At 71.2% G+C, this 24288-nt stretch carries 20 protein-coding genes; 16 read left to right on the forward strand and 4 right to left on the reverse strand.

Translation table 11 applies throughout. The features are described from left to right. The first annotated feature begins 94 nt into the window (after positions 1-94). From AC07FA_RS04175 to AC07FA_RS04185, 3 genes are all read left to right on the forward strand, one after another. Positions 95-622 (forward strand): SAV_6107 family HEPN domain-containing protein, encoded by a 528-nt coding sequence (locus AC07FA_RS04175; RefSeq protein ID WP_479073116.1) that lies wholly within the window; start codon positions 95-97, stop codon positions 620-622. 101 nt (positions 623-723) lie between these two features. Beyond that, positions 724-1482 carry a methyltransferase gene (locus AC07FA_RS04180; protein ID WP_479073117.1) on the forward strand — a complete coding sequence of 253 codons (759 nt, stop codon included), beginning with the start codon at positions 724-726 and terminating at the stop codon, positions 1480-1482. 248 nt (positions 1483-1730) lie between these two features. After that, positions 1731-2129: a DUF3040 domain-containing protein gene (locus AC07FA_RS04185; protein WP_479073118.1), complete on the forward strand. Its 399-nt coding sequence runs from the start codon at positions 1731-1733 to the stop codon at positions 2127-2129. Positions 2130-2262: 133 nt separating this feature from the next. Here AC07FA_RS04185 and AC07FA_RS04190 read toward each other — a convergent pair whose 3' ends face one another. The 4 genes from AC07FA_RS04190 to AC07FA_RS04205 form a co-directional block, all read right to left on the reverse strand. After that, a complete protein-coding gene (locus AC07FA_RS04190) occupies positions 2263-4686 on the reverse strand; it encodes a transglutaminase TgpA family protein (protein ID WP_479073119.1) in 2424 nt (807 codons plus the stop codon). Further along, entirely contained in the window at positions 4683-6053 is a 1371-nt protein-coding gene (locus AC07FA_RS04195; protein WP_479073120.1) for a DUF58 domain-containing protein, read from the reverse strand. The genes AC07FA_RS04190 and AC07FA_RS04195 overlap by 4 nt, the downstream gene beginning before the upstream one ends. After that, positions 6053-7102: an AAA family ATPase gene (locus tag AC07FA_RS04200; RefSeq protein WP_479073121.1), complete on the reverse strand. Its 1050-nt coding sequence runs from the start codon at positions 7100-7102 to the stop codon at positions 6053-6055. Before AC07FA_RS04200 ends, AC07FA_RS04195 begins: the two co-directional genes overlap by 1 nt. Positions 7103-7331: 229 nt before the next feature. Further along, a complete protein-coding gene (locus tag AC07FA_RS04205) occupies positions 7332-7895 on the reverse strand; it encodes a beta-class carbonic anhydrase (RefSeq protein ID WP_479073122.1) in 564 nt (187 codons plus the stop codon). Positions 7896-8297: 402 nt separating this feature from the next. On the opposite strand from AC07FA_RS04205, the gene rsmH reads away from it, so the two are divergent. The 13 genes from rsmH to AC07FA_RS04270 all read left to right on the forward strand — a co-directional run bounded on the left by rsmH (position 8298) and on the right by AC07FA_RS04270 (position 24168). Then, positions 8298-9263: a 16S rRNA (cytosine(1402)-N(4))-methyltransferase RsmH gene (gene rsmH, locus AC07FA_RS04210; RefSeq protein WP_479073123.1), complete on the forward strand. Its 966-nt coding sequence runs from the start codon at positions 8298-8300 to the stop codon at positions 9261-9263. A gap of 49 nt (positions 9264-9312) precedes the next feature. Next, positions 9313-9984, forward strand: a complete 672-nt coding sequence (gene ftsL, locus AC07FA_RS04215) for a cell division protein FtsL (RefSeq protein ID WP_479073124.1) — start codon at positions 9313-9315, stop codon at positions 9982-9984. A gap of 4 nt (positions 9985-9988) precedes the next feature. Next, positions 9989-11965 carry a peptidoglycan D,D-transpeptidase FtsI family protein gene (locus tag AC07FA_RS04220; RefSeq protein ID WP_479073125.1) on the forward strand — a complete coding sequence of 659 codons (1977 nt, stop codon included), beginning with the start codon at positions 9989-9991 and terminating at the stop codon, positions 11963-11965. A 63-nt stretch (positions 11966-12028) separates the two neighbouring features. Further along, entirely contained in the window at positions 12029-13768 is a 1740-nt protein-coding gene (locus tag AC07FA_RS04225; RefSeq protein WP_479073126.1) for a UDP-N-acetylmuramoyl-L-alanyl-D-glutamate--2,6-diaminopimelate ligase, read from the forward strand. A gap of 4 nt (positions 13769-13772) precedes the next feature. Further along, a complete protein-coding gene (locus tag AC07FA_RS04230; protein WP_479073127.1) occupies positions 13773-15203 on the forward strand; it encodes a UDP-N-acetylmuramoyl-tripeptide--D-alanyl-D-alanine ligase in 1431 nt (476 codons plus the stop codon). Next, positions 15200-16270, forward strand: coding sequence for a phospho-N-acetylmuramoyl-pentapeptide-transferase (gene mraY, locus AC07FA_RS04235; protein ID WP_479073128.1), 1071 nt, complete (start codon positions 15200-15202; stop codon positions 16268-16270). The genes AC07FA_RS04230 and mraY overlap by 4 nt, the downstream gene beginning before the upstream one ends. Continuing rightward, on the forward strand, positions 16252-17694 hold the full coding sequence (gene murD / locus AC07FA_RS04240; protein ID WP_479073129.1) for a UDP-N-acetylmuramoyl-L-alanine--D-glutamate ligase: 1443 nt from the start codon (positions 16252-16254) through the stop codon (positions 17692-17694). Before mraY ends, murD begins: the two co-directional genes overlap by 19 nt. A gap of 110 nt (positions 17695-17804) precedes the next feature. Next, positions 17805-19256, forward strand: a complete 1452-nt coding sequence (gene ftsW / locus AC07FA_RS04245; protein WP_479073130.1) for a putative lipid II flippase FtsW — start codon at positions 17805-17807, stop codon at positions 19254-19256. A 6-nt stretch (positions 19257-19262) separates the two neighbouring features. Further along, positions 19263-20357 carry an undecaprenyldiphospho-muramoylpentapeptide beta-N-acetylglucosaminyltransferase gene (gene murG, locus AC07FA_RS04250; protein ID WP_479073131.1) on the forward strand — a complete coding sequence of 365 codons (1095 nt, stop codon included), beginning with the start codon at positions 19263-19265 and terminating at the stop codon, positions 20355-20357. A gap of 50 nt (positions 20358-20407) precedes the next feature. Next, on the forward strand, positions 20408-21202 hold the full coding sequence (locus AC07FA_RS04255) for a cell division protein FtsQ/DivIB (RefSeq protein WP_479073132.1): 795 nt from the start codon (positions 20408-20410) through the stop codon (positions 21200-21202). Between the two features lie 276 nt (positions 21203-21478). After that, positions 21479-22693, forward strand: a complete 1215-nt coding sequence (gene ftsZ, locus AC07FA_RS04260; protein ID WP_479073133.1) for a cell division protein FtsZ — start codon at positions 21479-21481, stop codon at positions 22691-22693. Further along, positions 22690-23442, forward strand: coding sequence for a peptidoglycan editing factor PgeF (gene pgeF / locus AC07FA_RS04265; RefSeq protein ID WP_479073134.1), 753 nt, complete (start codon positions 22690-22692; stop codon positions 23440-23442). The genes ftsZ and pgeF overlap by 4 nt, the downstream gene beginning before the upstream one ends. Before the next feature lie 6 nt (positions 23443-23448). Next, positions 23449-24168, forward strand: coding sequence for a YggS family pyridoxal phosphate-dependent enzyme (locus AC07FA_RS04270; protein WP_479073135.1), 720 nt, complete (start codon positions 23449-23451; stop codon positions 24166-24168). The last annotated feature ends 120 nt before the right edge of the window (positions 24169-24288 follow it).

The raw sequence follows: 24288 nt of genomic DNA on the forward strand, positions 1-24288 counted from the left end.
AGGTCAGCGGCGGGCGGGCAGGAATTGTCAGTGGTGCCCGTCACGATGGATACAGACGGCCACGAAGCCGTCACGCGACGACAGGAGGTTCGTCATGGCCAGCTCGTCCGCAGCCGCCGCTCCGCGGCGCCGCCCAGGCAGCCCTGCCCCCTCACCGACCGGTCCCGCAAGCGACGTCCACCCCGTGCTGCGCCGCGCCACGGCGCCGCCCGCCGCGCTCGACCTGCTCGCCAAGGCCCACGGCGGCCTGGACGAGGCCGCCGTCCTCGACGTGCCGAACGAGCGGTACGCCACCGCCCACCTGGCCGCCCTGCGCACCGCGGCGGCCGTGCTCGCGGCCCGCGGCCGCCCCGAGACCAGCAGGCGGCGGCGGGAGCGGATTCGCAGCGCCTGGGAGGTCCTGCCGGAAATAGCCCCGGAGCTCACCGAATGGAGCGCCCTGTTCGCCTCCGGGGCGGAGCGCAGGGCACGTGCGGAAGCCGGCATACCAGGAGCGGCCACCAGTCGTGACGCCGACGATCTGCTGCGCGACGCCGCCCTGTTCCTGCGGCTGGTCGAGCGGCTGCTGGTGCTCCAGCCGGTGCTTCCCCAGCCGAGAAAAGGGCGGTCCGAAGCGGGGTGAGCTGGGCGGCGGCGCGAGGCAATAAGGTGGACGCACCCGTACCACCTGCACTGTTCACGCTCCGCCGTCAGTGGCGGCACCGTGCCGAGGAGTCAACTGCCGTGTCGGACCAGCCGCGCCCCCGCGCCTCCCTCCGTACCGCCGTGGTCTGGGAGGTCCTGAAGGACGCTCTCGACCGCCGGGTCAAGGCGACCGGCAGGGACACCCTGGACGTCCTGGACACCGGGGGCGGCACCGGCAACTTCGCGGTGCCCGTCGCCCGGCTCGGCCACCGGGTCACCGTCGTCGACCCCAGCCCCAACGCCCTCTTCGCGCTGGAGCGCCGCGCCGCCGAGGACGGCGTGGCCGAGCGGGTCAGCGGGGTCCAGGGAGACGTCCTCGGCCTGTTCGACGTGGTGGAGCCCGGCAGCTACGACGTGGTGCTGTGCCACGGCGTCCTGGAGTACGTGGACGACCCCGCCGAAGGCGTGCGGAACGCGGTCCACGCGCTCCGTCCGTCCGGCGCCCTCAGCCTGCTGGCCGCCGGACTCGGCGGCGCGGTCCTGGCGCGGGCACTCGCCGGTCACTTCACCGAGGCCCGCCACGCGCTGACCGACCCGGCGGGCCGCTGGGGCGAGGGCGACCCGGTGCCCCGGCGCTTCAGCGCCGACCAGCTCACCGGGCTGGTCGCCGCGGCCGGCATGGAGGTGGGAGCGGTCCACGGTGTACGGGTCTTCGCCGACCTCGTACCGGGCGTCCTGGTGGACACCGAGCCGGGCGCGGTCGAGGCGCTTCTCAAGCTGGAGGCCGCCGTGGCCGAACTGCCGTCCTTCCACGCCGTCGCGACCCAACTGCACGTTCTGGGCGAGAAGCGCGCCTGATCAGCAACGCAAGCGCAGACGGAGTACGGCTCCGGGACCCCGATCCGCGCTCCGGCCCCGTATGATCGGGTGACACCATTCGGCATGACGGATCGGACGCCGGGGAATCTACGCCTCAGCAGACGAACCGACATGGCGGTCCGGACTGGTTAATGGCTACAGGGCGGGTTTCACGGGGGCGAATCCCTGCCTATCCTGGAAGGGCCGCATACCGGTCGCCCCCCGCGGCCGACGACTAGGAGGACTCCGTGCCGCTCTCGGAGCACGAGCAGCGAATGCTCGAGCAGATGGAGCGAGCGCTGTACGCCGAAGATCCCAAGTTCGCGACAGCGCTTGAGGGAAGCGGGCTGCGTACGTACACCCGACGACGGGTCTACCAGGCGGTCGCTGGCTTTCTGGTGGGTATCGCGCTCCTCATGGCCGGAATGGTCGCCCAGCAGATCTGGATCAGTGTGGTGGGGTTCCTCGTCATGCTGGGCTGCGCCGTGCTCGCGGTCACCGGGTGGCGCAAAGCGCCCAAGCCCGGGGAGCAACAGCAGACGGGGAGCGGGGCCACAGGCGAACGCCGACAGCCCAAACAGCGCCGGTCAGTGATGAACCGGATCGAACAGCGGTGGCAGCGCCGCCGTGACGAGCAGGGTCAATAAGCACTTCCGTCCCCCGGGAACATGCCGGGAACGGGCTGAATACGTAACGCCGGACACGTACGGGTGAGGGGCGGCCGCATTTCTGCGGCCGCCCCTCAGCTGTTCCCGTGGCCGACTGCTCCGGGCGGGCTGGTCAGCCCCGCTGGCGGGCGAGCCGGCGGAACCGTCCGGCCCACCGGTCGGGCCCCGCCCACTCCGCCCATCTGCGGGCGAGCGCCGCCCAGCGCTCCGAAGCCGCCCACACCACCCGGACAGCCGAGCGGGGTGCGATCACCGCGCGCAGCCGGGCCGGGCGGCCGACGGAGGCGCGCAGAGCGGCCCGAACAGCCAGGACGTCCTCGGTGAGCCCCGTGGCCGCCCGTGGCTGCGGGGCGTACAGCACCTGCTCCACCGCACCTGCCACCCGGTGTGCCGACGCCGCGGCGGTGCCGTCCAGCTCGCCCAGCCGCACGATCCGCGCCGCCGCCTTGCGCGGCGTCTGCGAATCGTCCGGCGGGATGCCGTGGTCCCAGGCCGTGTCCGTGAGTTCACGCCAGGCCGCCATCGTTCTGGCCGTGGCGCCGGCGGGCGTACGGCCCGTGGAGGAGCCCAGCCTGCGTCCGCGCGCCCGGGTCCGCCAGAGCAACGGCACCAGAGGCAGCCCCAGCACCAGCACGGCGCCGAGACTCAGGAGCAGCACCGTGCCCACCGGCATCCCCGGATCGGTGGGACCCACCGCCCCGGGGACCGCCGAGGGACCGCACTCACCCTGTCGGCGCAGCTGCTCCGGGCAGTTCTGCGAGGCGGACGGGGCGGCCGAAGGAGCCTCCGAAGCGCCCGCCGACGGCTGAGCCGGATCGTCCGCACCGCCCGTGGGGGCATCCGGCAGCGTGTACGACGGGGTGGAGCCCCGGGTGGGCGTCGGCTCGAACCGCGTCCACCCCACGCCCTCGAAGTACAGCTCGGGCCAGGCATGGGCGTCCCGCAGTCCGACGGACACCGAGCCGTTCGCCTGGAACGTCCCCGGTGTGAAGCCCACCGCGACCCGGGCCGGGATGCCCAGGGTCCGTGCCATCGCCGCCATCGTGAACGAGAAGTGGACGCAGAAGCCCTGCTTGTCCCTGAGGAACCGGCCGATCGCCGCCGTGCCCGTCCCGGAACTCACCGTCGTGTCGTAGGTGAAGCCGCCCTCCGAGGCGAACCAGTCCTGCAGGGCGACGGCCCTCTCGTACGCGTTGGCCGAGCCGTTCGTCACCTCGGCCGCGGTCCGGCGGACCACGGCCGGCAGCGAATCGGGCACCCTGGTGTACTCACGCGCCAGATCGGAGGGCGGCGGGCCCGCCGAGGCGAGCTGGTCCGCGGTCGGCCGTACCACCAGGCTGCTGACCTCGTACTTCGCGTTGCCCGTCGTCTGCCCGTCGTCGCCGACGAGGGTGCGGCCCTCGGGCTCGTACCGCCAGCGCCCGCCGATCTTCACCTCGGTCGCCGGGTAGGGGAGCGGCAGATACGTCTGCTGGTACGAGGGCGACGAGGAGAGGTTCGTCCTGATCTCCGTGACGGCGACGCCCGATCCCAGCCCGGCGGGCTGCGGGAGCCGTCCCGGCACATCCGTCAGCCGGCGGGTCGAGGGACGCCACTCGCTTCCGTTGAACTGGTCCAGGGCCAGGATGCGCAGATAGAAGTCCTCCGGGGCCCCGGAGCTGGTGCGATACGACATCACCTCCCGGTCCTCCGGCTGGTTCAGATTGTTCTGGAGCGAGACCAGCGGATTGACCGCGGAGATCGTGCCCCCGCCGCCACCCCTTCCCGCCCCTGAGCCCGAGCCGGCCAGGAGCCCGCCGTCGAGCGCGGGCAGGGCCGCCGGGACGACCAGGGCGATCCCGAGCGTCAGTGCCCCGATACGCCGGCCGGTACGGACCGAGGCGAGCGCCCGCCCGCCCGGATCCGCGATACCGGCGGCCAGACCGCCCGACGCCCTGGTCGCGCCGCCGAAGACCCGCCCCCACTGGGAGAGCCGATTGCGGCCCTCGGCCAGCAGCAACAGCAGATAGCCGGAGGCGGCCAGCAGGAACCAGAGCCAGCCCGCGCCGCCTTCGGACAGCCCGGCGGCGACCGAGTAGAGCGCGAGGAGAGGCAGCCCGGCAGGGGCCGCGCTGCGGAAGGTCACCGCGAGCGCGTCCACCGCGAGACCGATCAGCAGTACACCGCCGACCAGCAGCAGCCGGATGCCGTCCGTCGCGGGAGCCGGGATCGCGTACTTGCCGACGTCGTCGGCGCCCGCGGTGAACAGCTCACCGAGCCATCGGACGGCCTCGGGGCCGGGCAGCACGCCGAAGGACGCCTGATCCCTGGCGAACGCCACGGTCAGCAGCACCGCGGTCACCAGAAGCTGCGCGGCGACCGTCAGCGTCCTCGCCAACGGCACCCGGCGGGCCAGCGCGCCCACTCCGCTCTGGATCGCCAGCAGAAGCGCCGCCTGCAGAATCCAGCCGGCGGGGTCGACGAGCGGCAGCAGGGCGCCCGACGCCATCAGCGTCGCCGCGAACGCGCAGAGCGCCAGCCGACCACGACCGCTCATGACCATCCCCCAGAGAAACCCTTGAGTCCGCCGGTCGCGGCGGACTGTGTGTCGCCGTGCTGCTGACCGGCCTGCTGCCACAGGCGGGCGAGCCGCCTGCCGGGCGGAACGGCCACGGCCGTCCACCCCGACTCGCGCAGCAGCCGCAAGCGCGCCTCGACCGGGGCGGGCGGCGTCCCGTCCCCGCCCCGCACCCAGCCCTCGCTGTCCACGACGAACGCCACGGCGGCGCCGCTGCGCTGCCGCATCCGGCTCGCCACAGCGACCTGCTCCTCGTCGAGATCGCCGAAGAACGCGATCAGCAGCCCTTCGTTGCCGCCACGCAGCACGTCGTAGGCGCGCGACAGGCCGCCGCCGTCCGAATGGTCGACGACCGCGAGCGTGTCCATCATCAGTCCCGCGGAATCGGCGGACTCCTGGGTCGATCCGGCGAATCCGTCGGAGCCCTCGCCCGGTACCGAACTGCCGTCGTCCGTGAGCAGCCGCACGGCGAAGCCCCGCTCCAGCATGTGCACCAGCGCCGAAGCGGCTCCCGAGACGGCCCACTCGAAGGCCGAGTCCGGACCGGCTCCCTGGTACGCGATGCGCCGGGTGTCCAGCAGCACCGTGCACCTGGCCCGCTGCGGCTGCTCCTCGCGGCGCACCATGAGTTCGCCGTAGCGCGCGGTGGAGCGCCAGTGGACGCGGCGCAGGTCGTCACCGTGCCGGTAGCCGCGCGGAATCACATCGTCCTCGCCCGCCAGCGCCAGTGACCGCTGACGCCCGTCGCCGTACCCCGACGCCTCGCCGGCGAGCCGCAGGGTCGGCAGCGACTCGGTGCGGGGGATGACGGTCAGGGTGTCGTACGCACTGAACGAACGGGTCAGCTCGCACATCCCGAACGGGTCACTGAGCCGCAGTTGCAAGGGCCCCAGCGGGTAGCGCCCGCGCAGGTCCGAGCGGACCCGGTAGGACACCTCGCGCCTGCCGCCCGCCTCCACGCGGTCCAGTACGAAGCGGGGCCGCGGCCCGAGCACGTACGGAACGCGGTCCTGGAGCATGAGCAGCCCGGTGGGCAGCCGGGAGATGTTGTCCATGCGCAGATGCACCCGCGCCTCCGATCCGGCCGGTACGCGCGACGGCGACAGCCATCGGCTTCCGGTGACCCGGTAGCGGGTGCGGTAGAGCACGGTCACGCAGATCAGCGGCAGCACTGCGAGCAGCAGGCCGACCCGCAGCAGGTCGGCCTGGCCCAGCACATAGGCGCAGACCGCGGCGGCGACGCCGGCCGCGAAGAAGGAGCGGCCGCGTGTGGTCAGCCCGCTGAGGGCGGCCCGGAGGCCGCCCTTGTCGCTGTCGTCCACGGCGCCGGGCCCCCCGGCCGCCATCACAGCCGCCGTGTGCCGGGCGGCTGCTGCCCGTACACCGGGCGGCGGGGCTGATGCGGCGGCGCGGCCGGGGCCGCCCCGCCCCCGGAGGTGGGTACGGGCGTGTGCTGCAGGATCTCCAGCACCACCTGTTCGGCGGTCCTGCGGTTCAGCTGGGCCTGCGCGGTGGGCAGCAGCCGGTGGGCGAGCACCGCCACCGCGAGGGCCTGCACATCGTCCGGCAGGGCGTACTCGCGCCCGCTGAGGGCGGCCGACGCCTTCGCCGCGCGCAGCAGGTGCAGGGTCGCGCGCGGTGATGCCCCGAGTCTGAGATCCGGATGGTTACGGGTGGCGCCCACGAGCTCCACCGCGTACCGCCGGACGGAATCGGCCACGTGGACCGTACGCACCGCGTCGATCAGCTTCACGATGTCGTGGGCGTGCGCCACCGGCTGGAGGTCGTCCAGCGGCGAGACGCCTCCGTGCACGTCGAGCATCTGGAGCTCGGCCTCGGCGCTCGGATAACCGATCGACACCCGGGCCATGAAGCGGTCGCGCTGGGCCTCGGGCAGCGGGTAGGTGCCCTCCATCTCGACCGGGTTCTGGGTGGCGACCACCATGAAGGGATTGGGCAGTTCGTACGTCTGCCCGTCGATGGTGACCTGGCGTTCCTCCATCGACTCCAGCAGTGCCGACTGGGTCTTGGGCGACGCGCGGTTGATCTCGTCGCCGATCACGATCTGGGCGAAGATCGCGCCCGGTTTGAACTCGAAGTCCCGTCGCTGCTGGTCGAAGATCGACACCCCGGTGATGTCCGAGGGCAGCAGGTCGGGAGTGAACTGAATACGCCGCACCGAGCAGTCGATGGACCGCGCCAGGGCCTTGGCCAGCATCGTCTTGCCGACTCCGGGGACGTCCTCGATGAGGAGATGTCCCTCCGCGAGCAGCACGGTCAGCGAAAGCCGTACGACCTCAGGCTTGCCCTCGATCACACTCTCCACCGACCTGCGCACCTGCTCCACTGTGGTGGTCAGATCTGTGAGGCTCGCTCGATCGTCATAGGTCGTCACCCGGCCCTCCTCGGCACCTTTGTGCAGGGCCGGGGCGCATCGCTGCCCGGCCCACCCCGACATACGGACACTCCGCGGAAGGCCCGAGGAGACGTCACACCCGCATTCTTGTTGCCGTTACCGCTTCGTGTCACTCGCCTGTGGATAAGTGGGTGCGATATGTCGGGTGTTGATGCGAATTCGGTGCGCGATGACCGCTCGCGGTATCCCGGGGTGGGAGCCAGGGGCGTCAGGAAGCCGGCGGGATCTCGCGCAGCAGACCGGTGGTCACGTCGAAGACGAAGCCGCGGATGTCGTCCGTGTGCAGCAGGAACGGGGAGGTGCGCACCCGCTGCATCGACTGACGTACGTCCTGGTCGGCGTCGGAGTACGCCTCCACCGCCCAGACCGGCCGCTGTCCGACCTCGAGCTCCAGCTCGTGCCGGAAGTCCTCGGTGAGCGATTCCAGACCGCAGTTGGTGTGGTGGATGAGGATGACGCTGCGCGTGCCGAGAGCGCGCTGGCTGATCGTCAGGGAACGGATCACGTCGTCGGTGACCACGCCGCCCGCGTTGCGGATGGTGTGACAGTCGCCGAGCTCCAGACCGAGCGCGGCGTGCAGGTCGAGGCGGGCGTCCATGCACGCGACCACGGCCACGCGCAGAACCGGCCGGGCGTCCATGCCGGGGTCGCGGAACTTGTCCGCGTAGCGGGTGTTCGCTTCGATCAGCCGATCGGTGACGGTGCCGCCGGAACGGGCCGCGTCCGCGGCGGGTGCTGAGGGTTCGGCGGGGGAGTGCGCGGAAGTCGACATGGATACGACGTTAGCGTTCACGACCTGCCCCGGCGTGCTGAGGAAGGGGACAAAAAACGTCAACGTGGCTTGTTGTGAGGTAACCCACAACCCTCACTGGAGTGCACCCGGTCGAGTGAGCGTCCGCGTGCGAAGAGGCCGGTGCGACGCGCTGTCCGCTTCGTTGATCGGGAATCGATCGAATGGCAGGGTGGACTAAAGTAACGCGAAGTTACCGACACACCCCGCACATTCCTCATATTCCGTACGCCCCCGTGATGTGCGGCGTGCGTGCGGCCCGGCCCTCTCCCGCTCTCCGGTCGGTCGGCGCCCCTTCGGCGGCGCCGGTGGACCTCCCCTTCTGAGCGGGCGGGGACCAGGCCGCACGCGCAAGCCGCGCGTGAACCGAGCCTGAGAGGGCGCATGAGCCAGACCCGACACGTCCCGGTGATGCTCCAGCGATGCCTGGACCTGTTGGCCCCGGCTCTGGAGGACCCGGGCCCCCGGCCACCGGTGGTCGTCGACTGCACCCTCGGCCTCGGCGGACACAGCGAGGCGCTCCTCGCCGCCTTCCCGACGGCCCGGCTGATCGCGCTCGACCGGGACAAGGAGGCACTCAGGCTCTCCGGCGAGCGCCTCGCCCCCTACGGCGACCGCGCCACCCTGGTGCACGCCGTCTACGACGAACTGCCCGAGGTTCTCGACCGGCTGGGCGTCCCGAAGGTCCAGGGCGTCCTCTTCGACCTCGGTGTCTCCTCCATGCAGCTCGACGAGGCCGACCGGGGATTCGCGTACGCCCAGGACGCCCCCCTCGACATGCGCATGGACCAGACGACCGGGATGAGCGCCGCCGAGGTGCTCAACACCTATCCGCCCGGCGAGCTCGTACGGATTCTGCGGCAGTACGGCGAGGAGAAGCAGGCCAAGCGGATCGTCTCCGCCGTCGTGCGCGAGCGCGACAAGGAGCCCTTCACCAACAGCGCCCGGCTCGTCGAACTGATCCGGGACGCACTGCCGCAGGCCGCCAAGCGAACCGGCGGCAACCCGGCCAAGCGCACCTTCCAGGCCCTGCGCATCGAGGTCAACGGCGAACTCACCGTCCTGGAGCGGGCGATCCCGGCGGCCGTGGCCTCCCTGGCCGTCGGCGGCCGCATCGCCGTCCTCTCGTACCACTCGCTGGAGGACCGGCTGGTCAAGCAGGTCTTCGCGGCCGGCGCCGCCAACACCGCGCCCCCGGGCCTGCCCGTCGTCCCCGAGCGTTACCAGCCACGGCTGAAGCTGCTGACCCGGGGCGCGGAACTGCCCACGGAGGAGGAGGTCGCCGAGAACCGGCGCGCCGCCCCCGCCCGGCTGCGCGGCGCCGAGCGCATCCGCGAGGAAGAGCGATGAGCACCTCCGCTCCGGCCGGCCCGGCACCGGGGACGTCCGAGGCGATGCCGTGACCAAACCGGCCGAACAGTTGAAGGGGCGGGCCGCACGGCTCGCCCGGCTGATGCCGTCGGGGCCCAGCAACGCGGCCCGTACCCCCTTCGTCCTGCTGGTCGTCCTGCTGCTCGGCGGCGGCCTGATCACGCTGCTCCTGCTGAACTCCGCGCTCAACGAGGGTTCGTTCAGGCTGAGCGAGCTGAAGCGGGAGACCACGGAACTCACCGACGAGCAGCAGGCCCTCCAGCGAGACGTCGACAGCTCGTCCGAGCCGGACGCACTGGAGCGGCGCGCCAGGGAACTGGGCATGGTGCCGGGCGGCAGCCCCGCCTTCCTCGGCCCGGACGGCAAGGTGCGGGGCACGCCCGTGGAGGCCACCGCGGAGCCGGCACCCGTGGCCCCGCCGCAGCCGCTGGAAACCCCGCTCGACAGCTCGCCCACCCCCTCCGCCGACGCCTCCACGGCCACCTCGGCGGATCCCGCCGCCTCGCGGTCCGCCTCCGGATCGCCTGCCCCGGGCGCGTCGCAGGCCGCAGCACAGTCCGCCTCCACCCAGGGCTCGGGCGCCCCCGGAGCCCTGTCGCGGACCCCCGCCGAACCAGCACCCGAGCCCGCAGCAGAGACCCCGCCGGCCGCGCGGCAGCGCGCCTCGGCGCCCCCGCCCCCGACGAGCCCCGGCAGGTGACGCAGTGCCGTCCAAGGAACCGCCGCGCCGCCGCGTACCCGGCCCGGCACGCCCCCGTAACGCGGCAGGCGGCTCCGGCCGCCCCCGGCCAGGCAGTCGCCGCCCGCGCCCCTCGTCGGGGCGGCCGCGCGGCAGGGCCCCGCGGTCCCTCCGCCTCGGCAGCCCACGCCCGCGTCTGCGCCTGGTCGGTCTCGGTCTGACGGTCGTCATGCTGGCGTTCGTCGTCCGGCTCCTCCAGGTCCAGGCCGTCGACGCCAGTGCGTACGCGGCCAAGGCCGAGCAGAACCGCTACCTCGAGTACACGGTCGCCGCCGAACGCGGAGAGATCACCGACCGCAACGGGATCGCGCTCGCCACCAGCGTCGACGCGCACAACATCACCGCCGACCCCAAGATGTTCACGCCCGAGGACAGCAAGGCCCCGGACGCGCCTCAGCAGGCCGCCGCGCTCCTCGCTCCGATCCTCGGCAAGGACGTCGAGGAGCTGACGAAGAAGCTGTCGGCCCCCAAGAGCCGCTACACGCTCCTGGCGAGCAGGCAGACCCCGCAGGTCTGGAAGCAGATCAAGGACCTCAAGGCCGCCTTCGCGGAGAAGGCCCAGGAGGACAAGGCCAACGGCGGCCCCGGGGCCAACGTGCTGGCGGGCGTCCTCCAGGAGCCCACCACCAGGCGGGTCTACCCGAACGGTGATCTGGCCGCCGGGATACTGGGATTCGTCAACGGCGAGGGCAAGGGCGGCGGCGGCCTCGAATCGAAACTGAACGAGGAACTGGCCGGGCAGGACGGAAAGATCCGGTACGCCCAGTCCGGCGGCCGGCGCGTGCCCACGGCCGGAGCCAGAGAGGTCCCGGCCGTCCCCGGCGCCGACTTCGAGCTCACGATCGACCGTGACATCCAGTGGGCGGCCCAGCGGGCCATCGCCGACCAGGTCAAGAAGTCCAAGGCGGACCGCGGCTACGTGATCGTCCAGAACACGCGGACCGGCGAGGTGCTGGCCATGGCCAACGCTCCGGGCTACGACCCGAACGACCTCTCGCAGGCCAGCGCCGCCACCCTGGGCAACGCGGCGCTCCAGGACGTGTACGAGCCCGGCTCCACCAGCAAGGTCATGTCCATGGCCGCCGTGCTGGAGGAGAAGGCCGCCACGCCCGGCACCCACGTCACGGTCCCCAACCGGCTGCACCGCGGCGACCGGCTCTTCAGGGACGACGTCGACCACCCGACCTGGTACCTCACCCTCAACGGCGTACTCGCCAAGTCCAGCAACATCGGCACGATCCTGGCGACTGGTCAGCTCGGCAAGACCCAGGCCCAGGCGAACAAGGTCCTCCACTCGTATCTGCGCAAGTTCGGCATCGGCTCCGTCACCGGGCTCGGCTACCCGGGCGAGTCGCCCGGGCTCCTCGCGAAGCCGCAGGACTGGTCGACCTCGCAGCAGTACACGATCCCGTTCGGCCAGGGCCTCTCCCTGAACGCCATGCAGGCGGCATCGGTCTACTCGACGATCGCCAACGGAGGCGTCAGGATCACGCCCACCCTCGTACGCGGGACCAAGGACGCGGACGGCGGATACACCGCCGCGCCCGCCCCCGAACAGACCCGGGTGGTCAGCGAGAAGACCGCCAAGACGCTCTCGGTCATGCTCGAGTCCGTGGTCGACGACCACGAGGGCACCGGCACCAAGGCGGCGATCCCGGGATACCGGGTCGCGGGCAAGACCGGTACCGCCAACCGTGTCGACCCGGAGCGCGGCGGCTACCACGGCTACACCGCCTCCTTCGCGGGCTTCGCGCCCTCCGACGACCCGCAGGTCACCGTCTACTGCGCGATCCAGAACCCCACCAGGGGCAGCTACTTCGGCGGCCAGACCTGCGGCCCGATCTACAAGAAGGTCATGGAGTTCGCGCTCAAGACGCTCCAGACCGCACCGTCCGGCAGCAAGCCCGCCCGGCTGCCGGTGTCCTTCCAGCCCGGCGAGTGACAAGGGGCGCGCTGCGGGTCCTGGCCGGGCTCACGATCCGCAGTAGCCCCGAGGGAACCCTCAGTGACAACGATCACCCCTGATCCCGGGAACCGGAACGAGAAGTACCGCGACCCCGGCCCCTCGCTTCGCGAGAGGCCGGGTGAGCCCGGTACGCTCACCGCCGTGCCCCACCCTGATCAGTCCCAGAACACCCAGAAGGACGCGCCTGTGAGCTACCCGGGAGCGCCCCGACCGGACCGGCTCCGGCCCACTTCCCTCGGCGAGCTGGCAGCCATGCTCGGTGTCGAACCACCCGGGTCCGGCGAGGTCACCGGCATCACCCATGACTCGCGGGCCGTGCGCCCGGGCGATGTCTACGCCGCCCTGCCGGGGGCCCGGTTCCACGGAGCCGACTTCGCCGCCCAGGCCGCGGGGCTCGGCGCGGTCGCCGTCCTCACCGACCCGGCGGGCGGCGAGCGCGCCGCCGCCACCGGACTCCCGGTCCTCGTCACCGAGGACCCGAGGGGCCGGATGGGCGAAATCGCCGCAGAGATCTACGGGCGGCCTGGCGCCGCCCTGCTCCAGATCGGGATCACCGGAACGTCCGGCAAGACCACCACGGCGTACCTCGTCGAGGGCGGACTGCGCGGGGCCGGCCGTAACACCGGACTGATCGGCACCGTCGAGATGCGGATCGGTGACGAGCGCATCAAGTCCGAGCGGACCACCCCCGAGGCCACCGACCTCCAGGCGCTCTTCGCCGTCATGCGCGAACGCGGCGCGGAGGCGGTCGCCATGGAGGTCTCCAGCCACGCGCTGGTCCTCGGCCGGGTCGACGGCTGTGTCTTCGATGTCGCCGTCTTCAACAACCTCAGCCCGGAGCACATGGAGTTCCACTCCGGGATGGAGGACTACTTCCAGGCCAAGGCGCAGCTCTTCACCCCGCGCCGCAGCCGGCTGGGGGTCGTCAACTTCGACGACGAGTACGGCCGGCGGCTCATCGCCGAGGCGACCGTCCCGATCGTCTCCTTCTCCGCCGAGGGGCACCCGGACGCCGACTGGCGTGCCGAGGACGTCGAGGTCGGCCCGCAGGACAGCACCTTCCGGGTGGTGGGCCCCAAGGGCGAGCGGATCACCGCCAAGGCCCCGCTGCCCGGCCCGTTCAACGTCGCCAACAGCCTGGCCGCGATCGTCACCCTGGCCGTCGCCGGCGTCGACCCGCAGACCGCCGCCGACGGTGTCGCGGCCGTCCCGGGCGTCCCCGGCCGGCTGGAGCGCGTGGACGCCGGACAGCCGTACCTCGCCGTGGTCGACTACGCCCACAAGACGGACGCGGTCGAGTCGGTCCTGCGCTCCCTGCGCAAGGTCACCGAGGGCAGGGTCCACATCGTGCTCGGCTGCGGCGGCGACCGGGACACCACCAAACGCGTCCCGATGGGCGCCGCGGCGGCCCGCCTCGCCGACACCGCCGTACTGACCTCCGACAACCCCCGCTCCGAAGACCCCCTGGCCATCCTCGCCGCGATGCTCTCGGGCGCCGCCGAGGTCCCCGTCCACGAGCGCGGCGACGTCCTCGTCGACGCCGACCGGGCCGCGGCCATCGCCGCCGCCGTCGCCCGCGCCGAACCGGGCGACACCGTCCTCGTCGCGGGCAAGGGACACGAGCAGGGCCAGGACATCCACGGAGTGGTACGCCCCTTCGACGACCGCAAGGTCCTGCGTGCCGCCATCGCGCGCTCCATGGGCCGCGAGAGCACCGAGGACGCCTCCGAGGGCACCGCGGACCGCGCCCACACCCACGAGAACAACAGTCAGGGATGACCAAGTGATCACCCTTTCCCTCACCGAGATCGCCGAAATCGTCGGCGGGCAGTCGCACGACATACCCGATCCGGCAGTCACCGTCGACGGGCCCGTGGTCATCGACTCCCGGGAGGTGGAGCGAGGCAGCCTGTTCGTCGCCCTGCCGGGCGAGCGGGTCGACGGCCACGACTACGCGCAGCGCGCCGTCGAGGCGGGCGCGGCAGCGGTGCTGGCCGCCCGTCCCGTCGGTGTTCCGGCGATCGTCGTCGACGATGTCGAGGCGGCACTCGGCGCTCTCGCCCGAGCCGTCGTCGGGCGCCTCGGAGCCACCCTCGTCGCGCTCACCGGCTCGGCGGGCAAGACCTCCACCAAGGACCTGATCGCCCAGCTCCTGGAGCGCAAGGCCCCCACCGTCTGGACACCGGGCTCCTTCAACAACGAGCTGGGTCTGCCGCTCACCGCGCTGCGCGCCACCGACGAGACCCGGCACCTCGTCCTCGAAATGGGCGCCCGCGGCATCGGCCACATCCGCTATCTGACCGGCCTCACGCCCCCGAGGATCGGCCTGGTCCTCAACGTGGGCTCCGCGCACATCGGCGAGTTCGGCAGCCGCGAGGCGATCGCCGAGGCCAAGGGCGAACTCGTGGAGGCGCTCCCGGCCGCGGCGGACGGCGGCGTCGCCGTCCTCAACGCCGACGACCACCTCGTGCGGGCCATGGCCGCCCGCACAAAAGCCCGGGTCCTGCTCTTCGGAGAGGCCGCGGATGCGGACGTACGGGGAGAGAACGTCCGGCTCACCGAGGACGGGCGCCCCGCTTTCGAGCTCCACACACCCACCGGGTGCAGCGACGTGACCTTGCGCCTGTACGGTGAGCACCACGTGTCGAACGCGCTCGCCGCGGCCGCCGTCGCCCATGAGTTGGGCATGTCCGTGACTGAGATCGCCGTGGCGCTCTCCGAGGCGGGCACCCTCTCCCGCTGGCGCATGGAGGTCACCGAGCGTCCGGACGGTGTGACGGTCGTCAATGACGCCTACAACGCGAACCCCGAATCCATGAAAGCCGCACTCCGTGCGCTGGCTGCCATGGGCAAAGCCTCACGGGCCGGAGGGGGACGCACGTGGGCGGTGCTCGGTCAGATGGCCGAGCTCGGTGACGCGTCGCTCGCCGAGCACGACGCTGTCGGACGGCTCGCCGTCCGGCTCAACGTCAGCAAGCTCGTCGCTGTCGGAGGAAGAGAAGCCTCCTGGCTGCAACTGGGCGCATATAACGAGGGTTCGTGGGGTGAGGAGTCGGTGCACGTGTCCGACGCACAGGCGGCCGTCGACCTGTTGCGCAGTGAACTGCGCCCGGGAGACGTCGTGCTGGTGAAGGCGTCCCGGTCGGTCGGCCTGGAGAAGGTCGCTCTGGCACTGCTGGAGAACTCGGCCGAGGGCGAGGTCGCCGTCCGATGAGGCAGATCCTCTTCGCGGGGGCCATCGGGCTCTTCCTGACCCTGGTCGGTACCCCGCTGCTGATCAAACTCCTGGCCCGCAAGGGCTACGGGCAGTTCATCCGGGACGATGGCCCGCGCACCCACGGCAGCAAGCAGGGCACGCCCACCATGGGTGGTATCGCCTTCATCCTGGCGACGATCATCGCGTACGTCCTGGCCAAGGTGATCACCGGCGAGGAGATGCGTTTCTCCGGTGTCCTGGTGCTCTTCCTGATGGCGGGCATGGGCCTGGTCGGCTTCCTCGACGACTACATCAAGATCGTCAAGCAGCGTTCGCTCGGTCTGCGGGCCAAGGCGAAGATGGCCGGCCAGCTGATCGTCGGCATCGCCTTCGCGGTGCTCTCGCTCCAGTTCGCCGACATCCGCGGCAACACCCCGGCCTCCACCCGGCTGTCGTTCGTCGAGGACTTCGGCTGGTCCATCGGGCCGGTGCTCTTCTGCGTCTGGGCGCTGTTCATGATTCTCGCCATGTCCAACGGCGTGAACCTGACGGACGGTCTGGACGGCCTGGCCACCGGCGCGTCGGTGATGGTCTTCGGCGCGTACACCTTCATCGGGCTGTGGCAGTTCCAGGAGTCCTGCGCCAACGCGGACACCCTGACCAACCCCAGTGCCTGTTTCGAAGTGCGTGACCCACTCGACCTGGCGGTCGTCGCCTCCGCACTGATGGGCGCCTGCTTCGGCTTCCTGTGGTGGAACACCTCGCCCGCCAAGATCTTCATGGGCGACACCGGTTCGCTCGCCCTCGGCGGAGCCCTCGCGGGTCTGGCGATCTGCTCCCGTACGGAGTTTCTGCTCGCCCTCCTCGGCGGCCTCTTCGTGATGATCACCATGTCCGTGGTCATCCAGGTCGGCTCGTTCAAGATGACCGGCAAGCGCGTCTTCCGGATGGCCCCGCTCCAGCACCACTTCGAACTCAAGGGGTGGTCCGAAGTCCTTGTGGTGGTCCGGTTCTGGATCATCCAGGGCATGTGCGTGATCGTCGGCCTCGGCCTCTTCTACGCGGGATGGGCAGCCAAGAAGTGAGCAACGTGGACTGGCAGGGCAAGCACGTCACGGTCGCCGGGCTCGGCGTCAGCGGTATCCCCGCGGCGCGCGTCCTGCACGGGCTCGGGGCACTGGTCACCGTCGTCAACGACGGCGACGACGAGCGCTCCCGCACCCAGGCCGCCGAGCTGGAGGCGCTCGGTATCACCGTGCGCCTCGGCGACGGGGCGACCCTGCCCCCGTCCACGGAGCTGATCGTCACGGCCCCGGGCTGGAAGCCCGACAAGCCGCTCTTCCTCGCGGCCGCCGAGGCGGACGTCCCCGTATGGGGCGACGTCGAACTCGCCTGGCGGCTGCGGGGGCTCGACGGCAGGGAACCCGCCCCCTGGCTCGCGGTCACCGGAACCAACGGCAAGACCACGACCGTACGGATGCTGGCCTCGATCCTCGAAGCGGCGGGGCTGCGCACGGCCGCGGTCGGCAACATCGGCGTCTCCCTCCTGGACGCGGTCCTGGACGAGAAGCCCTACGACGTCCTGGCCGTCGAACTCTCCAGCTACCAGCTGCACTGGGCGCCCTCCGTGCGCGCCCACTCCGCGGCCGTCCTCAACCTGGCCCCGGACCACATCGACTGGCACGGCTCCATGGAGGCGTACGTCGCCGACAAGGGCCGTGTCTACGAGGGCAACAGCGTCGCCTGCGTGTACAACGTGGCCGACCGGGCGACCGAGGACCTGGTGCGCGAGGCGGACGTCGAAGAGGGCTGCCGCGCCATCGGTTTCACCCTCGCCACCCCCGGCCCCTCGCAGCTCGGCGTGGTCGACGGCATCCTCGTCGACCGGGCCTTCGTGGCCAACCGGCAGAAGCAGGCCCAGGAACTCGCCGAGGTCGGCGACGTCGACCCGCCGGCCCCGCACAACATCGCCAACGCCCTCGCGGCGGCGGCCCTGGCCCGCGCCTTCGGCGTCGAGCCCGCGGCGGTACGCGACGGCCTGCGGGCCTTCCGTCCCGACCCCCACCGCATCGAGCACGTCGCGGACGTCGCGTCGGTGACGTACATCGACGACTCCAAGGCCACCAACACCCACGCCGCCGAGGCGTCCCTCGCGGCCTACGACCCGATCGTCTGGATCGCAGGCGGCCTCGCCAAGGGCGCCACCTTCGACGACCTGGTGAGCGGGGCGGCGAAGCGGCTGCGCGGTGTCGTGCTGATGGGCGCCGACCGGGAACTGATCCGCGAAGCCCTGGCGCGACACGCGCCCGAGGTACCGGTGGTCGACCTGGCCCGGACCGACACTGGGGCGATGTCCGAGGCGGTCAGGGAAGCGGCGGGGCTCGCCCGGCCGGGCGACACCGTACTGCTGGCTCCGGCCTGTGCCTCGATGGACATGTTCGTCAACTACAACAAGCGGGGCGAGGCGTTCGCGGACGCGGTCCGCGCACTCGCGGCCGAGAGCGTCTGACGGGCCGGCCTCCGCGCCGTACTGTCCGGGGAACCGGGACACCGGTGACCGGGCCGCCGCCCCGGCCCCGGCGACAGCCCCGGGCACGAGCAGTGGAGGGGACAGCGACAATGCCGGCCGAAGAGAGTTCCGCGCGCAGCCGGGACCGCTCACGAGCGACCGCACCGGCCCGCCGGGCACTCACCCCGGGCCTCCTGGCCCTCTCCGCCCCCGCAGGCCCCCCGCTCCCCGCGGGCCTCGCCCTGCGGGGGCGGCTGGTCACCGGCTCCCGGCGGCCGGCGGCGCCCCGGGGCGGCCGGGCCGCCGGCAGCCCCCGTCCGCCCCGCGCGGGCGGTGTGCGGCGGCTCTACGAGCAGGCACGCCGGGCCTGGGACCGCCCTCTGACCGCCTACTACCTCATCCTCGGCTCCAGCCTGCTCATCACCGTGCTCGGCCTGGTGATGGTCTACTCCGCCTCGATGATCAAGGCGCTGGACTTCGACAAGCCCGCCACCTACTTCTTCCGCAAGCAGTTCCTCGCCGCCGCCATCGGGGCCGGACTGATGCTGATCGCCTCGAAGATGCCCGTGAAACTCCACCGGGCACTCGCCTACCCCCTGCTCATGATCACGGTCTTCCTGATGGTGCTCGTCCAGGTGCCGGGGATAGGGATGTCGGCGGGCGGCAACCAGAACTGGATCTACCTGGGCGGCCCCTTCCAGCTCCAGCCCAGTGAGTTCGGCAAGCTCGCCCTGATCCTGTGGGGCGCCGACCTGCTGGCCCGCAAACAGGACAAGCGGCTGCTGACCCAGTGGAAGCACATGCTCGTGCCGCTCGTCCCGGTCGCGTTCATGCTGCTCGGGCTGATCATGCTCGGCGGCGACATGGGAACCGCGATGATCCTCACCGCGATCCTGTTCGGCCTGCTCTGGCTGGCGGGCGCACCCACCAGGCTGTTCGTCGGGGTTCTCGCCGTCGCGGCCGCCATCGGTCTGCTGCTCATCAAGACCAGCCCGAACCGGATGGCCCGCCTCGACTGCATGGGTGCCAGCGAGCCGGGCCCCGGCGGCTCGTGCTGGCAGGCCGTACACGGAATCTACGCTCTGGCGTCCGGTGGATGGTTCGGTTCCGGGCTGGGTGCGAGTGTGGAAAAATGGGGTCAACTGCCTGAACCACACACCGACTTCATCTTCGCCATCACCGGGGAGGAACTGGGGCTGGCGGGGACGCTGTCGGTACTCGCCCTCTTCGCGGCTCTAGGCTATGCGGGTATCCGCGTGGCCGGACGCACGGAGGACCCCTTCGTGAGGTACGCCGCGGGAGGCGTGACCACCTGGATCACGGCCCAGGCCGTGATCAACATCGGTGCGGTGCTCGGCCTGTTGCCGATCGCCGGTGTCCCGCTCCCGCTGTTCTCTTACGGGGGGTCGGCCCTGCTGCCGACGATGTTCGCTGTCGGGCTGATGATCGCCTTCGCGCGAGAGGATCCCGCGGCGAAAGCGGCCCTGGCCATGCGGAGGCCCGGGGTGAGATGGAAGACGATGAGACGGCGCGTCAAGAAGCGTCCGTCCGGAGAGCGGTGAATTTCGGTGCATGTCGTACTCGCCGGTGGGGGGACCGCCGGCCACATCGAGCCCGCGCTTGCCCTCGCAGATGCCCTGCGCAGGCAGGACCCGACCGTGGGCATCACTGCCCTCGGCACGGAACGCGGACTCGAGACCAGGCTCGTACCCGAGCGGGGGTACGAACTGGCGCTGATCCCGGCTGTGCCGCTGCCCCGTAAGCCCACCCCCGAACTGATCACCGTCCCGGGACGGCTGCGCGGCACGATCAAGGCCGCCGAACAGATCCTGGAGCGCACCAAGGCGGACTGCGTCGTCGGCTTCGGCGGCTACGTGGCGCTGCCCGGCTACCTCGCCGCCAAGCGCGCCGGGGTCCCGATCGTCGTCCACGAGGCCAACGCACGCCCCGGCCTGGCCAACAAGATCGGTTCGCGGTACGCGCACGGGGTCGCCGTCTCCACTCCGGACAGCAAGCTCCGCGGTGCCCGCTACATCGGCATCCCGCTGCGCCGCACCATCGCCACCCTCGACAGGGCCCGGGTCCGTCCGGAGGCGCGAGCCGCCTTCGGCCTCGACCCCAACCTGCCGACGCTCCTGGTCTCCGGCGGCTCCCAGGGCGCCCGCCACCTCAACGAGGTGGTCCAGCGGGTCGCGCCCCTGCTCCAGCGCTCCGGAATCCAGATCCTCCATGTGGTCGGCCCGAAGAACGAATTGCCGCGTATCGACAACATGCCCGGGATGCCGCCCTACATCCCGGTACCGTACGTGGACCGGATGGACCTCGCGTACGCCGCGGCCGACATGATGCTCTGCCGCGCCGGCGCGATGACCGTCGCCGAACTCTCCGCCGTCGGGCTCCCCGCCGCCTACGTCCCGTTGCCGATCGGCAACGGCGAACAGCGGCTCAACGCCCAGCCGGTGGTCAACGCGGGCGGCGGTCTCCTGGTGGACGACGCGGCGCTCACCCCCGAGTGGGTGCAGGGCCACGTCCTCCCGGTGCTGTCGGACCCGCACCGGCTGTACGAGATGTCCCGCGCCGCCGCCGAGTTCGGACGGCGCGACGCCGACGACCTGCTCGTCGGCATGGTGTACGAGGCGATTGCCGCACGCCGTCAGGCGTGAGGCGGTGCAGGGCCCGGGGCGTGCGCCCCGGGCCCGGCTAAGGAGCGAGCGTGGCCGGACCGACGACCGCCCAGCGCGGCGCAGGGCAGCGGGCGGACACCCCCGCCCGCCCGCCGCACATCGGCCCCGAGAGGCGCCGGATCGGCCGCCGGACGCTGCTGATCCTGATCGCGGTGGTCGTGGCCCTGCTCACCGCGGGCGGAATCTGGGTGCTCTACGGCTCGTCCTGGCTACGGGCCGAGCAGGTACGGATCACCGGTGTCGACGTGCTGACCGAGGCCGAGGTAGAGGACGTCGCCGCGGTCCCGATCGGGGCTCCGCTGATTTCCGTTGACACCGACGCGATGGCGAACAGGTTGCGCCAGAAGTTGCCTCGTATCGATTCGGTGGATGTCGTACGGTCATGGCCGCACGGCATCGGACTTAAAGTGACCGAACGGAAGCCGGTTCTGCTGGTGAAAAAGGGCGCAAAGTTCATCGAAGTGGACGCGAAAGGCGTTCGCTTCGCCACGGTGGACAAAGCGCCCCCGGGCGTACCGCTGCTGGAATTGACACCTGATCAGTCCGCGAGTCTGCGCCGCTTCGGCAGTGACCGGCTGGTGCGGGAAGCGGTCCGGGTCGCGGGTGGGCTCCCGGGTGGCGTCGCCAAGGACACCCGGGCCGTACGGGTCACCTCGTTCGACTCGATCTCCCTGGAACTCTCCAGGGGGCGCACGGTGAACTGGGGCAGCAGCGAGGAGGGCCCGTTGAAGGCGAGGGTCCTCACCGCTCTCATGAAAGCCGCTCCCAAAGCGGGGCACTTCGACGTGAGTGCGCCCATCGCCCCCGCCGTTTCGGATAGTTGACGCACGTTTGGCCTGGCCAGCACCCTGGTTGGTCAGCGCTACGGGTGATCACATAGGGTGAAAAGAAAAACGGGAGGTTCGGCGTGTTCGTTGAACGTGCGCCACTTGTCGACTTAGTGTCCTGTTCGGAAGAGTCCAAGAAGCAGACACACTGGTAACCCTAAACTTCAACGTTAGGGTTCGGGTCGGCGTTCGGACCGTCCCAATCGGCATCCGTCGTCGCGGCGGAATCACCGCAACGCGACGACACGTAACTCGAGGCGAGAGGCCTTCGACGTGGCAGCACCGCAGAACTACCTCGCAGTCATCAAGGTCATCGGTGTCGGCGGCGGTGGTGTCAATGCCATCAACCGAATGATCGAGGTCGGTCTCAAGGGCGTCGAGTTCATCGCGATCAACACTGATGCGCAAGCCCTGTTGATGAGCGACGCCGACGTCAAACTGGACGTCGGCCGTGAACTCACCCGTGGCCTCGGAGCCGGGGCAAACCCGGCCGTCGGTCGCAAGGCGGCAGAGGACCACCGTGAAGAGATCGAGGAGGTCCTCAAGGGGGCCGACATGGTCTTCGTCACCGCAGGAGAAGGCGGTGGCACCGGCACCGGCGGCGCACCCGTCGTCGCCAACATCGCGCGTTCGCTGGGCGCCCTGACGATCGGCGTGGTCACCCGCCCGTTCACGTTCGAGGGCCGGCGACGCGCGAACCAGGCGGAGGACGGCATCGCCGAACTCCGCGAAGAGGTCGACACCCTCATCGTCATTCCCAACGACCGACTGCTGTCCATCTCGGACCGCCAGGTCAGCGTGCTCGACGCGTTCAAGTCGGCCGACCAGGTGCTGCTCTCGGGTGTGCAGGGCATCACCGACCTCATCACGACCCCGGGTCTGATCAACCTCGACTTCGCCGACGTCAAGTCGGTCATGTCCGAGGCCGGATCGGCGCTCATGGGTATCGGATCGGCCCGCGGCGACGACCGCGCGGTGGCCGCCGCGGAGATGGCGATCTCCTCGCCGCTCCTGGAGGCGTCCATCGACGGCGCCCGGGGTGTCCTGCTCTCCATCTCCGGCGGCAGCGACCTCGGTCTCTTCGAGATCAACGAAGCGGCGCAGCTGGTGAGCGAGGCGGCCCACCCGGAGGCGAACATCATCTTCGGCGCCGTCATCGACGACGCGCTGGGCGACGAGGTCAGGGTCACCGTGATCGCCGCCGGGTTCGACGGCGGACAGCCGCCGGCCCGTCGCGAGAACGTCCTGAGCGCCGGTTCCACCAAGCGCGAGGAGCCGGCCACGCCGGTCCGGGCCGCCGAGCCCGCCCGTCAGTCGGGCGGACTGGGTTCCGTGCCCACGCGCGAGGAGGCCCCGGCGCAGGCCGAGTCCGTACCGGTGGTGAACGAGAACCCGCTTCCGCCGGTCTCGCCGCCGCACGTCCCGCCGGCCCGTCCCTACCAGGACACCCAGGCCGAAGAGCTGGACGTTCCGGACTTCTTGAAGTGATAGGTCCGCACGACGCGGTGCCCGCGGTGTCATCGGCGGGAAGCGGCGCCCATTTCGCCTTCACCGACAGGTGGGGCGGGGTGAGCGCCGCTCCGTACGAGGAGCTCAATCTCGGTGGCGCGGTCGGGGACGACCCCGCCGCCGTGCGCGCCAACCGCGGGCGCGCGGCCCGCACCCTCGGTCTCGACCCGGCGCGGGTCGTCTGGATGAACCAGGTGCACGGGCGTGACGTGGCCGTGGTCGACGGACCCTGGGGCGACGCCCCGGACATCCCGGCCGTGGACGCGGTGGTGACGGCCAGGCGCGGACTCGCACTCGCCGTCCTCACCGCCGACTGCACGCCGGTTCTGCTCGCGGACCCGGTCGCGGGAGTCGTGGCCGCGGCACACGCGGGCCGCCCGGGTCTGGTCGCCGGAGTCGTACCGGCGGCCGTCGAGGCCATGATCGCTCTCGGTGCCGAGCCTTCCCGGATCAGCGCGCACACCGGACCGGCCGTCTGCGGACGGTGTTACGAGGTTCCGGCGCCGATGCGGGCCGAGGTCGCCGAGGCCGTCCCGGCCTCGTGGTCCGAGACGAGCTGGGGGACCCCGGCCGTGGACGTCACCGCCGGAGTCCACGCCCAGCTCGACGGTCTCGGTGTGAGTGACCGGCACCGTTCCCCGTTCTGCACCCTGGAATCGGGCGACCACTTCTCGTACCGCCGCGACCGCACCACCGGGCGGCTCGCCGGATATGTCTGGTTGGACTGATAGGGCATGACGGACCGTAGAGCTCAACTCGCAGCAAATCTGGCACAGGTGGAGGCGCGCATCGCTTCCGCCTGTGCCACGGCCGGTCGCAAGCGGGAGGAGGTGACCCTCATCGTGGTCACCAAGACCTACCCCGCGAGCGATGTGCGGATCTTGCACGGACTCGGTGTACGGCATGTCGCCGAGAATCGTGACCAGGACGCGGCCCCGAAAGCAGCCGCTTGTGCGGATCTGTCGCTCACATGGCACTTTGTCGGGCAATTGCAGACGAACAAGGTTCGTTCGGTGGCGAGTTATGCCGATGTGGTGCAGTCGGTGGACCGGACCAAGCTGGTGGCGTCTCTCTCGGCGGCGGCCGTGCGCGGTGAGCGCGAACTCGGATGTCTCATCCAGGTCGCGCTCGACGCCGGAAGCGGCGAGCGCGGTGACCGGGGCGGCGTCGCGCCGGACGGGATCGAGGAGTTGGCCGCCGCGGTGGGCGGGGCTCCCGGGCTCAGGCTCGACGGACTGATGACCGTCGCTCCGCTGGCCGGTCCGTACGCGGGCCGGCAACGGGCGGCGTTCGATCGGCTGATGGAAATCTCATCCCGCCTGCGCGCGGACCATCCGGCTGCGAACATGGTCTCCGCGGGGATGAGTTCGGATCTCGAGGATGCGGTAGCGGCCGGAGCGACACATGTACGCGTCGGTACGGCGGTACTCGGAGTCCGACCCGGCCTCGGGTAACGTCGCGAAGCAAGTCGGACCACAGCAGAAAATATGGTCATTTCCGCCCAAGGCGGTCAGGCCACAGTGGATCGCGGGCACTTGGTGACGAATGCCGATCCACCACAGAGCGGAGGACTC

The organism is Streptomyces sp. NPDC045968 (genome assembly GCF_056430475.1).

Bases quoted from the DNA above. Each gene is read 5' to 3' on its own strand.
- AC07FA_RS04175 (WP_479073116.1), top strand. From the start codon at position 95: ATGGCCAGCTCGTCCGCAGCCGCCGCTCCGCGGCGCCGCCCAGGCAGC.
- AC07FA_RS04190 (WP_479073119.1), bottom strand. From the start codon at position 4,686: ATGAGCGGTCGTGGTCGGCTGGCGCTCTGCGCGTTCGCGGCGACGCTG.
- AC07FA_RS04195 (WP_479073120.1), bottom strand. From the start codon at position 6,053: ATGGCGGCCGGGGGGCCCGGCGCCGTGGACGACAGCGACAAGGGCGGC.
- AC07FA_RS04205 (WP_479073122.1), bottom strand. From the start codon at position 7,895: ATGTCGACTTCCGCGCACTCCCCCGCCGAACCCTCAGCACCCGCCGCG.
- rsmH (WP_479073123.1), top strand. From the start codon at position 8,298: ATGAGCCAGACCCGACACGTCCCGGTGATGCTCCAGCGATGCCTGGAC.
- mraY (WP_479073128.1), top strand. From the start codon at position 15,200: ATGAGGCAGATCCTCTTCGCGGGGGCCATCGGGCTCTTCCTGACCCTG.
- murD (WP_479073129.1), top strand. From the start codon at position 16,252: ATGGGCAGCCAAGAAGTGAGCAACGTGGACTGGCAGGGCAAGCACGTC.
- ftsW (WP_479073130.1), top strand. From the start codon at position 17,805: ATGCCGGCCGAAGAGAGTTCCGCGCGCAGCCGGGACCGCTCACGAGCG.
- AC07FA_RS04270 (WP_479073135.1), top strand. From the start codon at position 23,449: ATGACGGACCGTAGAGCTCAACTCGCAGCAAATCTGGCACAGGTGGAG.